13 protein-coding genes are annotated in these 12,618 nt (G+C 62.2%); 2 read left to right on the top strand and 11 right to left on the bottom strand.

Translation table 11 applies throughout. The features are described from left to right. The 3 genes from imuA to ACQKP2_RS02895 all read right to left on the bottom strand — a co-directional run bounded on the left by imuA (nucleotide 1) and on the right by ACQKP2_RS02895 (nucleotide 2,295). Complete coding sequence (gene imuA / locus ACQKP2_RS02905; protein ID WP_427574212.1) at nucleotides 1-618, bottom strand: translesion DNA synthesis-associated protein ImuA; 618 nt, start codon at nucleotides 616-618, stop codon at nucleotides 1-3. Continuing rightward, the gene (lexA, locus tag ACQKP2_RS02900; protein ID WP_427574210.1) at nucleotides 618-1,235 is read right to left on the bottom strand and encodes a transcriptional repressor LexA; all 618 of its coding nucleotides are present in this window, start codon (nucleotides 1,233-1,235) and stop codon (nucleotides 618-620) included. Before lexA ends, imuA begins: the two co-directional genes overlap by 1 nt. A 145-nt stretch (nucleotides 1,236-1,380) precedes the next feature. Then, complete coding sequence (locus ACQKP2_RS02895; RefSeq protein WP_427574208.1) at nucleotides 1,381-2,295, bottom strand: LysR substrate-binding domain-containing protein; 915 nt, start codon at nucleotides 2,293-2,295, stop codon at nucleotides 1,381-1,383. 104 nt (nucleotides 2,296-2,399) lie between these two features. Here ACQKP2_RS02895 and ACQKP2_RS02890 point away from each other — a divergent pair, with 104 nt between their 5' ends. Both ACQKP2_RS02890 and ACQKP2_RS02885 read left to right on the top strand, forming a co-directional pair. Further along, the gene (locus tag ACQKP2_RS02890; protein WP_427574207.1) at nucleotides 2,400-4,142 is read left to right on the top strand and encodes an amidohydrolase; all 1,743 of its coding nucleotides are present in this window, start codon (nucleotides 2,400-2,402) and stop codon (nucleotides 4,140-4,142) included. A gap of 134 nt (nucleotides 4,143-4,276) precedes the next feature. Then, nucleotides 4,277-5,014 (top strand): TorF family putative porin, encoded by a 738-nt coding sequence (locus ACQKP2_RS02885; RefSeq protein ID WP_427574206.1) that lies wholly within the window; start codon nucleotides 4,277-4,279, stop codon nucleotides 5,012-5,014. Between the two features lie 114 nt (nucleotides 5,015-5,128). Here the strand turns inward: ACQKP2_RS02885 and ACQKP2_RS02880 are convergent, their stop codons facing one another. From ACQKP2_RS02880 to ACQKP2_RS02845, 8 genes are all read right to left on the bottom strand, one after another. Further along, entirely contained in the window at nucleotides 5,129-5,404 is a 276-nt protein-coding gene (locus tag ACQKP2_RS02880; RefSeq protein ID WP_427574204.1) for a DUF971 domain-containing protein, read from the bottom strand. Beyond that, nucleotides 5,401-6,363 (bottom strand): HEAT repeat domain-containing protein, encoded by a 963-nt coding sequence (locus tag ACQKP2_RS02875; protein ID WP_427574202.1) that lies wholly within the window; start codon nucleotides 6,361-6,363, stop codon nucleotides 5,401-5,403. The genes ACQKP2_RS02880 and ACQKP2_RS02875 overlap by 4 nt, the downstream gene beginning before the upstream one ends. Next, nucleotides 6,360-7,208, bottom strand: a complete 849-nt coding sequence (locus ACQKP2_RS02870) for an ABC transporter ATP-binding protein (protein ID WP_427574201.1) — start codon at nucleotides 7,206-7,208, stop codon at nucleotides 6,360-6,362. The genes ACQKP2_RS02875 and ACQKP2_RS02870 overlap by 4 nt, the downstream gene beginning before the upstream one ends. After that, nucleotides 7,208-7,990 (bottom strand): ABC transporter permease, encoded by a 783-nt coding sequence (locus ACQKP2_RS02865; RefSeq protein WP_427574200.1) that lies wholly within the window; start codon nucleotides 7,988-7,990, stop codon nucleotides 7,208-7,210. Before ACQKP2_RS02865 ends, ACQKP2_RS02870 begins: the two co-directional genes overlap by 1 nt. Nucleotides 7,991-8,136: 146 nt before the next feature. Beyond that, complete coding sequence (locus ACQKP2_RS02860; RefSeq protein ID WP_427574198.1) at nucleotides 8,137-9,561, bottom strand: ABC transporter substrate-binding protein; 1,425 nt, start codon at nucleotides 9,559-9,561, stop codon at nucleotides 8,137-8,139. A 227-nt stretch (nucleotides 9,562-9,788) separates the two neighbouring features. Then, complete coding sequence (locus tag ACQKP2_RS02855) at nucleotides 9,789-10,034, bottom strand: 4Fe-4S dicluster domain-containing protein (protein ID WP_003225615.1); 246 nt, start codon at nucleotides 10,032-10,034, stop codon at nucleotides 9,789-9,791. Nucleotides 10,035-10,060: 26 nt separating this feature from the next. After that, complete coding sequence (locus ACQKP2_RS02850; protein WP_427574196.1) at nucleotides 10,061-11,791, bottom strand: fumarate reductase/succinate dehydrogenase flavoprotein subunit; 1,731 nt, start codon at nucleotides 11,789-11,791, stop codon at nucleotides 10,061-10,063. Continuing rightward, the gene (locus ACQKP2_RS02845; RefSeq protein WP_427574194.1) at nucleotides 11,788-12,555 is read right to left on the bottom strand and encodes a GntR family transcriptional regulator; all 768 of its coding nucleotides are present in this window, start codon (nucleotides 12,553-12,555) and stop codon (nucleotides 11,788-11,790) included. The genes ACQKP2_RS02850 and ACQKP2_RS02845 overlap by 4 nt, the downstream gene beginning before the upstream one ends. Between the last annotated feature and the right edge of the window lie 63 nt (nucleotides 12,556-12,618).

Below are 12,618 nucleotides of genomic sequence, written 5' to 3'. Positions count from 1 at the left end.
TCAATGCCCCACGGCGAAGGCAATCGGCGCCGACCGGGCCAGGCCGCCCCGGCACTTGAGGATTCGCAATTGCGCCGGTTTGGCATCGATGGCGATGCGCAGCGCTGCCGGCGACGGGTTGAGCGCTTCACCGAGCGAGCGATAGGCAAACGCCAGGGTCTGGCCGGTTTCCGCCGCCACCTGCAGGCGACGCAGGGCGCGATCGTCGGCCTTGTGCGGCCAGCACAGCACGGCACCGCAGCTGCCCGAACGCAGGCATTGTTCCGCCGCCCACAGTGCATCGCGCTCGCTGGCCTGGATGATCGACAATTGCCGCAGATCGACCCCGGCGCCCTGCCAGGCCTGGGGGTATGGCACATAAGGCGGCGCCACCAGCACGATGCGCTCGCCCGCCGCCGACAACCGCGCCAGCGTTGGCCACACCAGTTGCAACTCGCCCACGCCCTGCCCGGCCAGGAGGATTTCAGTCAGCGCAGCTTCCGGCCACCCGCCCGTGGGCAACGCCGCATCCAGCGCGGCATGCCCGGTAGGTTGTGGGCTGGCACTCGGTGGCGCCGGCCGGCCCTTCCAGACCTGGCCGCCATTGAGCAGCGTATCCAGCGCGACGACGGCGCCCATCAGCCTTGCCTCACCAGGCCGCAGAACACCCCTTCGATGGCCAGGTCCCGATCGGCTTCGACGATGATCGGCTGATAGGCCGGGTTGCGCGGCAGCAAACGGACCGTGTCGCCGACCCGCTCGAAACGCTTGATGGTGACTTCGCCATCGAGCCGCGCCACGACGATCTGGCCATTGACCGCCTCGGGGCTGCGGTGCACGCCCACTAGGTCGCCATCGAGAATGCCGTCCTCGATCATCGAGTCGCCGCGAACCCGCAGCATGTAGTCCGGCACCCGGGAAAATATCGCCGGGTCGAGCAGCAGGCGGTTATGGATTTCGGCATCGGCACCGATCGGCGCGCCGGCCGCCACCCGACCGAGCACCGGAATGTCCAGCAACTCGGGACGCGGCGGTTGGCCGAGCAGGCGAATGCCCCGGGCCTGATGCGGGTTGACCTCGATGAAACCGGCTTCGGTGAGCGCCAGCACATGCTTGCGCGCCACGCTGCGGGAGGCGAAACCGAACGCCTCGCTGATCTCGGCGAGGCTCGGGGATTGACCGTGCTCGGCGATGCGCTCGCGGATAAAGGTCAGGATGGCGGTACGGCGGGGAGTCAGGTTCGTCATGGAGTACATTTGTACTCTTTCGCTGTTTAACTGACAAGTACCACCTGTAGGAGCGAGCACGCTCCGGGCGGCGTTCCGACGATGGAGGTCAACGATAACGCTGGCTACCTGAATGCTCGCGGTGTCCAGGCGTTTCTCGCGAGCTTGCTCGCTCCTACAGGTCCCGCGAGGCCAGGAACCCTGCGATGTAATCGATGAACGCCAGCACTTTGGCCGTGGCCCGCCGATGGCTGGGGTACACCGCCAGAATGTGCGGACCGAAAGAATCCGGATCGATGTCGTAGTCGGCCATCAACCGCACCAGTCGCCCGTCGGCCATGTACGGCGCGGCACTCCACAAAGGCGTGTGCAGCAACCCTCTTCCGGCCAGGGCGTTGGCCAGCAGCAAATCGTAGTTGTCACTGCGCAGGCGTGGTGCCCGGGGCTGCGGCAGGCTCAGGCGCTGGCCGTCCTTTTCGACCCACCAGAATTCGCGACTGAGCAGCGGATGGGAATACAGCAGCCAATCATGCGCATCGAGGGTCTGTGGCGTGACGGGCACCGGCTTGCGCGCCAGGTACTGCGGGCTACCGCACAGCACCAGGCGATTGCTGCCGACGACACGGGCGATCAGCCCCGGCAAGTCGTCATGACCTTCGCGCAAGGCCAGGTCATAGCCGCTTTCCAGCAGGTTGACGAACGCGTCGCACAAGTCCACTTGCAGGTTGATTTGCGGGTATTGCTCAAGAAACCCGCCGCACACCTGATCGAGAAAAGCCTGCCCGTACGCCAAGGGTGCGGTGATTTTCAGGCTGCCGCGCAGGCCATGCTGCAATTGCTCGATTTCCTCGCCCGCCTCGTCCAGCCGCTGCAAGACCTGGCGCGCGGTTTCCAGATAGAGCCTTCCCGATTCCGTCAGAAGGATCCGCCGGGTACTGCGTTCGAACAAACGCGCCCCCAGCTCCGCCTCCAGGTGATTGACCGCTTTGGTCAGGGCCGACGGCGTTTTGCCCAATTGCTCGGCGGCACGACTGAAACTGCCCAGTTGCGCCGTGACTACGAACATTTTCAATGCACCCAACTTGTCCATTACTTTTTCCATTCAGGCAAAAACGTTTTTCATGAGCGAGGCGTTCTGCGGGTCGCGGCGAGCCACTATTCTGGCCATCAGACGCAATAACAAGGAAACATTCAATGAAAAGATTCATCCCGAATCTATTGATGGTCGCTGTGAGTTTTGCCTCGTTGGAAGCCATGGCGGCGACAGATCTTGTGTTGTTCAACGGCAAGATCTTCACCGCCGACCGTAGCCAACCCAAGGTGCAGGCACTGGCGATTCAGGACGGCAAGGTGTTGCAGGTCGGCAGCGATGTGCAAATCAAGGCCTTGATCGAACCTGGCACCCAGGTCATCGATCTGGGCGGCAAAACCTTGATGCCCGGCCTCATCGACAGCCATTCCCACGCGATTTTCGGCGGACTGGAAATGGTCGCCGCCAACATGGAAGACGAAGTGATCGGTCTTGATGAACTGGAAAAACGCCTGCGCGCCTGGCGGGACGATGGCAAGGCCAGGCATGGCGATGTATTGAGCGTGGCCGGCATGAGTTCGGCCTACTGGGCGCAGGCCGAAGCCCTGGGCAAGACATTCAACAGTGGCGAATGGGCCGATGTACCGGTGGTGTTCACCGGCAGCGACCACCATACGGCCTGGGCCAACGATGTGATGCTCAAGCGTGCCGGCATCGATACCGCATTGCTCAAGTCATTGCCCGCCGCCGAACTCGACACCATCGGCAAACGGGCCGATGGCAGCCCCAACGGGTTTCTGGTGGACGCCGGCTGGGACCGGGTCGCCTCGAAAATGCCGGCACCGGCGGCGGCCGACATGCTCAAGGCTGCGCAGGCCGCGGTGAGCTACAACAACAGCCTGGGCATTACCGCGTGGATGGACCCCGCCGCCAACGCCGCGCCGGGCGAACCGGTGTTTGCCCTCAAGCCCACGGAAAAAACCGTTGGCGTGTTGCCGGTGTACAAGGCGCTGGCCGAAAGCGGCGGCATGAGCGCCCATGTGGCCGCGCTGCTGGTGGCCAATCCGAAAAGCGTACCGGCCGACCTCGATACCCTGGACAAGGTTCGCCGGCAGTTTCAGGGCATCCCCAACCTGACCCTGCCCGGCATCAAGATTTTTGCCGATGGCGTGATCGAATACCCGGCACAGAGCGCCGCGATGATCGATCCCTACAGCAACTCGCATAAACAGGGTGAATTGCTGATCGATCCGAAGCATTTCGGCGAGCTGGTCAGTGCCATCGATCAACGGGGCTGGCTGGTGCATATCCATGCCATCGGTGACCGGGCCGTGCGTGAGTCCCTGAACGGGATCGAGCAGGCGCGCAAGGATCGCCAGAGCGGCGTGACCCACTCCGTCACCCACTTGCAGATGGTCAACCCGAAGGAGTTCGCCCGGTTCAAACCGCTCAACGTCATCGCCTCGATGCAATTGCTGTGGGCCAGCGCCGACGACTACACCACGGACATGATCAAGCCGTATGTCAGCGCCCAGGCGTTCCGTTATCAGTACCCGGCGCACTCGTTGCTCAAACAGGGCGCGACCATCGCCGGCGCCAGCGACTGGCCGGTGTCATCGCCCAACCCGTGGAACGCCATGGCCCAGGCCATGACGCGGGTCGGCCCGCTGGGGGTACTCAACGCCGATGAACGCCTGGACCGCGAAACCATGTTCTACGCCTACACCCTCAACGCCGCTCGCACCATTGGCCTGGACAAACAGATCGGCTCATTGAGCGCCGGCAAGCAAGCGGACTTCATCGTGGTCGACCGCGATGTGTTCACCGTCGACAACAAGGCCTTGCACGACACCCAAGTACTGCAGACCTGGTTCGCCGGTCGCCAGGTCTACGCACCCACCCTCTGAGAAAAACTTTCCTCCTTCTGCCCGACCTCGTGTCCCGTGCCCCGTGGCATGAGACACGAGGCACGGCGCAGCTTTGCCTGCGCTTTACCCAAAAAGCCTTGCCCATAACAACCACAATAGCGGGACGCTCCCTGATGAAAGCTTTCACCCTGTTCGCCCTCGGTTCCTTGAGTCTGTTGCCCTTGAGCAGCCAGGCGATTGCCTTGAACGATGATTTCTCGTTGCTGCTGGACGTGACCCTGGCCAGCGATTACCGCACCCGCGGGATCTCGCAGACCCAGAACGACCCGGCCGTGCAAGCCGGCGTGACCCTGGCCCATAGCAGTGGCCTGTATATAGGTGCATGGAGTTCCAATGTCGATTTCGGCGGTGGCCTGAAGACCCGGCAGGAAGTCGACTACTACGCAGGTTGGCTGTGGCAGGCCAGTGACGACGCCAGCCTCGACCTCGGTTACATCAGGTACGCCTACCCTAAAGAGAGCCAGTTCAACCAGGGCGAGGTCTACGGCATTCTCAGTCTCTATGGCATAAAGCTCGGGGCCTATTACTCCAACGATGCACCGGGTATCGATAGCAAGCAGAACTCGCTCTACAGCTATGTCGGCTACGAACACGAATTGCCCTTTGGCGTGGGGCTGAAACTGCGCTACGGCGAGATGGACTTCAAGGACCCGCGCCTGTATTCGCGCTCGGGAACGGCTGAGGACTCGTACCACGAATGGGAGGTCAAGCTGACCCATGAATTGGCCGGTGTCATGCTGGGCCTGGCCTATATCGACACCGACCTGTCTGAAAACCAGTGCGCGAGCAACTGGGGGTTTGACGACGTGTGCAGTGCCACGGTGGTGGCGAGCGTGAGCAAGTCGTTCTGATGTGCTCCCCCCTGTAGGAGCGAGCATGCTCGCGATGGACGTTTGGACAACGCGGGCATTCAGGCAGCCAGCGTTATCGTTGGCCACCATCGCGAGCGTGCTCGCTCCTACAGGTCAAGCAAGGCTCAAGAGATAGGCCCACGGATAAATCCCCCGCTCATGCCCGTCACTGAACACCAGTTGCACGCCATATCCTTGAGTGACGACCTCAACCACCCGAACGCGGGAGTCGACCATCGGCGTCATCCCGCGCAAACGAAACGCCCGGCATTGCGAACACGGGCATTGCCGACGCAGTTCGGCGTGGTCGAGCAACTGTTCGCGACCGTCCGGCCAACTCAGGCGCAACTGCCGTTGACTGCGCGAATTGCCCAACGCCAACGGGCTCATTGCAGTTGACTCAAGGCAATGCGCACAGCCTTGCGCACTTCCGGGTCGCCGTCGTCTTGCGCGGCCAGCAACGGCGCGACGGCATCGCGTTCATTCAATTCACCCAGGGCAAGGGCGGCTTCCTTGCGCAGGTTGCTGATGCGATGGCCGAGGGTTTCGATCAGCGGGTCAAGGGCCTGGGCGTAGCGCAAGCGGCCGAGGCTGCGGGTGGCGCGCAGGCGGACTTGCCAGTAATCGTCGCGCAAGGCGTCGATCAATGCCGGCCCGGCGTCGGTGTGTCCGACCTTGCCCAAGGTCGTGGCGGCTTCCTCGCGCACTTGCCAGGCCGGGTCCTGCAAGGCCTGGCGCAACGCCGGCAAGACCTGCGCATCGGTGGCCAGCCCCAGCGCCCCGGTGGCGGCGCGACGCACTTCGGTGTCGGGGTCATCACTGGCCAGGCGCGCCAGCGCCGGCAAGGCATCGAGTTGTTTAAGCCAACCCAGCACGCCGACCGCTTCGCGTCGCACGCCGGCATCCTCGTCAGCCAATGCCAGCAACGCCGCCGGGGCGGCCTCGGCGAAGCGCAACTCACGCAACGCGCGGAACGCGGCGATACGCACGGCGACCTCGGCATGCGCGGCCCACGGCACAATCACCTGCCCTGCCGCCTCGCCCTTGAGCAGGCTGAGGCTTTGAGCGGCCGCGGCCCGTACCGCAGCGCCGGGATCGGTCAGGGCCTGGCACAGCGCCTGCACCACCGGCTCATCCTCCCAGGCCTCAAGCAATCGCGCGGCTTCGGCGCGCACTTCCTCGGCCGGATCCCGGGTCAATCGGTCGACCAGCCACAGCAGGCCATCAGGTTCCTCAAGGTCGGCCAGCTCGATCAGCGCGATGCGGCGCACACCGGCATCTTCATCGGTCAGGCGCGGTTGCAGGGCAAGAATGTCTTCGTTATCGGTTACATCGAACAGTGAGGTCATAGGGCAAATCGCGGCAAGTGGTTTTCAGGGGGAAGTCCGAGCGGGTTCAGGCGGGGTAATTGCCGACCGTCCTGGTGACGCAGCAGATCAAGGCAGTGACGCTTCAAGCGGGAGAATTCGTGACTCGTCACCAGCTCGGTGGTGCGCGGTCGTGGAAAATCCAGGTGCAGGTCTTCAATGATCCGGCCGGGACGCGGACTCATGACCAACAGGCGATCGGCCAGGAACAAGGCTTCGTCGATGTCATGGGTGACGAACACCACTGTGGTGCGAATCCGCGTCCAGATGTCCAGCAGCAGTTCCTGCATGTTCAAGCGGGTCAAGGCATCGAGGGCGCCGAACGGCTCGTCCATCAATAACAGACGCGGACGGTTGACCAGCACCCGGGCGATTTCCACCCGCTGCTGCATGCCCCCGGACAATTGATCCGGCCAGTGCCCGGCGAATCCTTCAAGACCGACCAGGGCGAGGATGTCATCGGCGGCCTTGTGCCGTTCGGTTTTACCGACGCCACGCATTTTCAGGCCGAACGCGACGTTGTCGCGCACCGTGCGCCAAGGGAACAACGTGTGTTGCTGGAATACCATGCCCCGTTGAGGCGACGGCCCCGCCACCGATACACCATCGACCTTGAGGCTGCCGGTACGCGGTTGCAGGTGGCCGGCCAGCGCCCCGAGCAACGTGGACTTGCCGCAGCCGGACGGACCGAGAATGCACACGAACTGGCCCGGTTCGATCTGGCAGTCAAGCCCCTGCACGGCTTCGAAGGCCGCACTGCCCTCGCCCAGGCTGATCGACAACCCGTGGATGTCGATGCGACCGTCAGGATGTTGATAAACGCTCATCAGGCTTTACCTCCTGGTCGATGCCAGGGCGTGAACAACCCGCCCAGGCGTTTGATCAGCACACTGCTGCCCATTCCGAGTACGCCGATCAGCAACATGCCAACCACGATGTCGGGGTAGTTCTGGACCGTGTAGGACTCCCAGGTGTAGTAGCCGATGCCGTACTGGCCGGAGATCATTTCCGCGGTCACCAGGCAGAACCACGACGTGCCCATGCCGATGGCCAGGCCTGTGACGATGCTCGGTGCCGCCCCCGGCAGAATCACCTCCAGCAGGATTGCCCGGCGCCCTGCCCCGAGGCTTTTGGCCGATGCGACCAAGCGTGGATCGACACCTTCGATGCCATGCACGGTGTTGAGCAGGATCGGAAACAAGGCGCCGGTGAAGGTGATGTACACCATCGACAGTTCCGAGGACGGGAACATCAGGATCGCCAGCGGTATCCAGGCCACGGCCGGGATCGGACGCAGCACTTCCAGCGGTGGCAGAAGCCAGTCCTCGGCCCGTTTCGAGCGACCGATGGCCAGGCCCAAAGCGATGCCGATGATCAGCGCCACCAGGTATCCGCTGAACACCCGGCCAAGGCTGCTGCCCAGGTGCCGGGCGAGCTTGCCGGAGTCGCCGAGACCGAGCGCAGCTTCGATCACTGACAGGGGCGTCGGCACGTTGGCAAACGTCACCAGGCCCAGGTTCCACCGATGGCTGGCGGCCAGTTGCCAGAACAGCAGGCAGAGCAGTAGTGAGGCGGCTCGGGGGAGCCAGCGTTTGAGTGATCTGAACACGAAAAGTCCTCTGAACAGAGTCCCTTCCCCTGTAGGAGCGAGCACGCTCGCGATGGACGTCAACGATGACGCTGGGCGCCTGACACCCCGCGTCGCTCTCGGGTTCATCGCGAGCGTGCTCGCTCCTACAGGGATTGGGGCCGTAGTTAGCGGGTGGCCACGGCCTGGGTGGTGGCGTCGGTGAAGTCGAATACCTTGCCGCCCTGGGCCGTGGCGAATTGTTCGGCCTGGCCCTTGAGCAGGAAGGCGTTCAATTGCCCCTTCGCATCACTGGCAAACCAGGCCTGGTCGGCCAGCAACTTGATGCCGCTGTCGCTGGCCTGGGCATACACCGCGCGGATGCTCCTGCCTTCTTGTTTGAGGCTGGCCAGCGCGGTGAACGCCGCTTGCGCCGAGGCGTACTGACGGACTTTCGGCTCGCCGCGCACCCAGATTTCCGCCACGTGGGTGAAGTCGGTGATGGGCTTGCCGGTCGCGGCATCCACGGCTTTGAGCGGTGTTTGCTTGTAGTTTTCAAGCTGCGCGCTGTAGTCCAGGTTCGACGCCTTGAATGCGGCGCGAATGTACTGGTCGTCGATGAAGGTGTTCAGGTCCAGGCCACGATCAGCCTTTTTCAACAGCTTGAGGGTATCGATGGCCGTGCCGACGGCCTGGCGGTATTCCGGCTTCCAGCTCAAATCGCGGGTCTGTACGCCCAGTGGGCCATGGAACAGATAATTGACCTCGGCATCGACCCCGGTGACCTTGGCGATCAGTTCGCTGTACTTCTCGGGTTCGGCGGCGAGCAACTGGTTGGCTTCGATGCTGGCGCGCAGATAGGCGACGACAATTTCCGGGTATTTTTTCGCATACCCCTGATCGACCAGGGCACCGTGGAAGGTCGGTGCACCCGCCTGGGAACCGTCATAAATCTTGCGTGCGAAACCGCGACTCGGGAACAGCTCGGCGAACGGTACGAAATCGGCGTGGGCGTCGATCTTGCCTGCCTGCAACGCAGAGCCTGCGACTTCCGGCGGCTGGGCGATGATGTTCACATCCTTGAGCGGGTCCCAGCCCTGGGCTGCCACGGCGCGCAGCAGCATGCCGTGGGCGGTGGACGCGAACGGTACGGAAATGGTCTTGCCCTTGAGTTCAGCCAGCGACTGCACACCCGAGGCGCTCGGCACCACGATGCCATTGCCGCTGCCCTTGGTGCTGCCTGACAGCACACTGATAAACAGGCTGTGCTTACCGGCGGCTTCAAACGCTACACCGTTGAACGAGCCGGGGAAGTCGGCCATGGCGCCGAAGTCGAGCTTGCCGGCGACCATTTCGTTGGTCAGCGGTGCGCCACTGGTGAAGTTCTTCCATTGCACATCGTAGGTGGCGTTCTTGTATTGGCCATCGTGGGGCAGGTATTTGTCCAGCAGGCCCAGCTCGCGAATCAACAGGCCGCCTGCGGCGCAGTTGATCGTGGTGTCCTGGGTGCCGATGGCAATGCGGATGTTTTCGGCAGAGGCCGACAAGGTGAATGAAGCCAGTACCAGACCGGCGAGCGTTGCACGTAACATGAGTGTTTCCCCTCGAATCATTTATAGGATGTTCGTCTCCGCCACGATCAGGGCGTGGTGGGAAACGAGGGGTTGTTTGAAGCAGGCGTCCGGTGTTGCCGGATGGCTTTTTTGTTTTCTGTACTGGCCTCATCGCTGGCAAGTCGAATCGTCGCACCGCAGCTCCCACAGGTTTCGTGGGTGTACACAAATTTATGATCGACACAGACACTGTGGGAGCTGGCTTGCCAGCTATGGCGTCCTGCCAGTCAGCGCAACAGGTAGGGGATGTCCACTTTCACAGCCCCCGTCGGGCAGTCCTTTTCGCACGGCATGCAGTACCAGCATTCATCGAACGCCATGTAGGCCTTCTGTGTCGCCGGGTTGATGGCCAGCAGGTCCATCGGGCAGACATCGACGCACACGGTGCAGCCTTTTTCGGCGATGCATTTGTCCTCGTCCACGGTGACGGGTGCGTTGGAGCGGAAGAAGATTTCCTGGGCTTGATAGGCCATGGTTTGTCCCTTTTTCAGTAACGGCATTACGCCGCGTCGGCACCGACCCGCAAGCGGTCGTAGGCCTGCATTTCATCGGCGTCGAGCGGGATGATGTAAGGCTCGACGGCTTTCTTGAAACTGCTCATCCGGCCGTTTTCATCCTTTTTCAGGTGGCAATGGCAGAACCACTCGCTGTCATTGCGCTGCGGATGATCGACCCGATAGTGATAAAGCCCCCAGCGACTTTCGGCACGGAACAGCGATGCTCGAGCCGCCATTTCGGCACAGTCGCGGATCATGCTGACTTCCATGGCGCGCATCAGCTCGTGGGCGTTGTGGGCCTTGATCTGGTCGAGGTCGCGCTGGATATCGCCGAAGCGTTGCAGGCCGATCTGCATCTTCTTCGTCACTTTCGGCGGTTGCAGGTAGTCGTTGACGAAGCGCCGCAGCTTGTATTCGACCTGGGCCGGAGGCAGCCCGTGCGCGCGGTCCAGTGGCGCATAGACCCGCTGTTTTTCAACCTCGATCTGCGCGGCGTCCAGCACTGAAAACGTCCGGTCCGCGACAAAGTCCGCCGCATTAGTCCCGGCAAACCAGCCGTAGGTAAACGCACCGAGCATGTAGTTGTGCGGCACGGCAGCCATGTCACCGGCCGAGTACAACCCCTTGACTGACGTCTCGGCCTTCTCGTTGACCCAGACCCCGGACGCCGAGTGCCCGCTGCAAAAACCGATCTCGGAGATGTGCATTTCGACCATCTGCGTGCGGTAATCGGTGCCGCGATTGGCGTGGAACTGGCCGCGACTCGGGCGTTCGTTGCTGTGCAGGATCTCTTCAATGTTCTGGATGGTTTCCTCGGCCAGGTGATCGAGCTTGAGGAACACCGGGCCATTGCCGCTTTCCAGCTCCTGATGAAACTCCCACATCATCTGGCCGCTCCAGTAGTCGCACTCGATGAAGCGTTCGCCCTTGTTGTTGGCGGTGTAGCCACCCAGGGGGCCGGTGACATAGGCGCAGGCCGGGCCGTTGTAGTCCTTGATCAACGGGTTGATCTGGAAGCATTCCAGGTTCGCCAGTTCGGCCCCCGCGTGGTAGGCCATGGAGTAGCCGTCGCCGGCATTGGTGGGGTTTTCGTAGGTGCCCATCAGGTAGCCCGAGGACGGCAAGCCCAGGCGCCCGGCCGCACCACAGGCGAGGATCACCGCCTTGGCCTTGATCACATGGAAATCGGCCGTGCGGCAATCGAAACCCATCACGCCGTTGACCGCGCCCTCTTCATCCTTCAGCAATCGGGTACATACCAGCCGATTGGTGATGCTCACCCGCGCGCGCTTGAGCTGCCGGTACAGGACTTTCTTGATGTCGTGCCCTTCCGGCATGGGCAACACATAGGCGCCCATGTGGTGGACCTTTTTCACCGCGTAGTCGCCGGTTTCGTCCTTCTCGAACTTCACGCCCCAGCGGTCCAGTTGCTCGATCGTTTCGAAACTGTGGGTGGCGTAGGCATACACCGCGGCCTGATTGACGATGCCGTCGTTGGCGATGGTGATTTCCTTGGTGTACTGCTCCGGTGTCGAGTGCCCCGGAATGATGGCGTTGTTCAGCCCGTCCATGCCCATGCTGATCGCACCGCTGCGCTTGACGTTGGCTTTGTCGATCAACAACACCCGCAGATCGCGGTTGCGTTCCTTGGCCTTGATTGCCGCCATGGGGCCGGCCGTACCGCCACCGATCACGACGATGTCATATTCCTGCTCAATCGTATTGCGCGTCATGCCTGCTCCCCTTTTTGCCGGTCGATTCGCAGGCGGTACTGGAACGCGTCGCCACGGTAGTACAGGTGTTCGAAGTCCAGTGGATGGCCGTCCGCATCGTGGGTCAGGCGTTCGATGCGCATGATCGGCGAGCCGGGCTCAACGTTCAGCGCCTGGGTCAGGTCGCTGTCGGCGAGCACGGCGTCGATGGCCAGGTCGGCGTGACCAAGGGACAGACCGCAGTCGTTTTCCAGAATCAGGAAAATATCGCGCGTCACCAGGTCGGCTTTTTCCAGGCGCTCGCCAATGGCTTTGGGCAGATACGTGATTTCCAGGGAAATCGGCTCGCGGTTGATCAGGCGCACCCGTTTGATCTGCGCGACGGTCTCGCCTTCCGCGACCTGCAATCGCTCGGCGACCAGTTTGTCGGCAGCAATGAACTTGAAGCTGCGCAAGCGGTTGATCACTTCGTAGCCGCGGCCGGTCATGGACTCGGCAAGGCCTTGCAGGGTGCTGACGTTCTGGAAGGTTTTCGGCTTGGCCACAAAAGTACCCTTGCCATGGATCTTGAAGATCAGCCCTTCCTTTTGCAGATCGCCGAGGGCCTGACGCACCGTAATGCGGCTGACCTTGAACAGCGCGCCAAGCTCGCTTTCCGACGGCATCTGGCTGTCTTGCGGGTATTGGCCGTCGAGAATGCGCGAACGCAAAAGGTCGCGAAGTTGGGTATGCAGCGGGATACTGCTATGGGAAAGAGGGCTTAAGGTTAGAACGTTATCGGTCATCGCAGATCACTTGTTATAACGAGTTATGACGTGATCTTAGAGAGGCCGTGCTCAGGTTGAGAA

The sequence above is a fragment of the Pseudomonas sp. NPDC089569 genome (assembly GCF_050280625.1).
Lineage (GTDB): Bacteria > Pseudomonadota > Gammaproteobacteria > Pseudomonadales > Pseudomonadaceae > Aquipseudomonas.
Note: the sequence above shows the minus strand (reverse complement) of the source record. Positions and strands in the feature narration are given on the sequence as shown.

Bases quoted from the DNA above. Each gene is read 5' to 3' on its own strand.
- ACQKP2_RS02880 (WP_427574204.1), bottom strand. From the start codon at position 5,404: ATGAGCCCGTTGGCGTTGGGCAATTCGCGCAGTCAACGGCAGTTGCGC.
- ACQKP2_RS02875 (WP_427574202.1), bottom strand. From the start codon at position 6,363: ATGACCTCACTGTTCGATGTAACCGATAACGAAGACATTCTTGCCCTG.
- ACQKP2_RS02895 (WP_427574208.1), bottom strand. From the start codon at position 2,295: ATGGACAAGTTGGGTGCATTGAAAATGTTCGTAGTCACGGCGCAACTG.
- ACQKP2_RS02885 (WP_427574206.1), top strand. From the start codon at position 4,277: ATGAAAGCTTTCACCCTGTTCGCCCTCGGTTCCTTGAGTCTGTTGCCC.
- ACQKP2_RS02890 (WP_427574207.1), top strand. From the start codon at position 2,400: ATGAAAAGATTCATCCCGAATCTATTGATGGTCGCTGTGAGTTTTGCC.
- lexA (WP_427574210.1), bottom strand. From the start codon at position 1,235: ATGTACTCCATGACGAACCTGACTCCCCGCCGTACCGCCATCCTGACC.
- ACQKP2_RS02855 (WP_003225615.1), bottom strand. From the start codon at position 10,034: ATGGCCTATCAAGCCCAGGAAATCTTCTTCCGCTCCAACGCACCCGTC.
- ACQKP2_RS02850 (WP_427574196.1), bottom strand. From the start codon at position 11,791: ATGACGCGCAATACGATTGAGCAGGAATATGACATCGTCGTGATCGGT.
- ACQKP2_RS02870 (WP_427574201.1), bottom strand. From the start codon at position 7,208: ATGAGCGTTTATCAACATCCTGACGGTCGCATCGACATCCACGGGTTG.
- imuA (WP_427574212.1), bottom strand. From the start codon at position 618: ATGGGCGCCGTCGTCGCGCTGGATACGCTGCTCAATGGCGGCCAGGTC.
- ACQKP2_RS02860 (WP_427574198.1), bottom strand. From the start codon at position 9,561: ATGATTCGAGGGGAAACACTCATGTTACGTGCAACGCTCGCCGGTCTG.
- ACQKP2_RS02845 (WP_427574194.1), bottom strand. From the start codon at position 12,555: ATGACCGATAACGTTCTAACCTTAAGCCCTCTTTCCCATAGCAGTATC.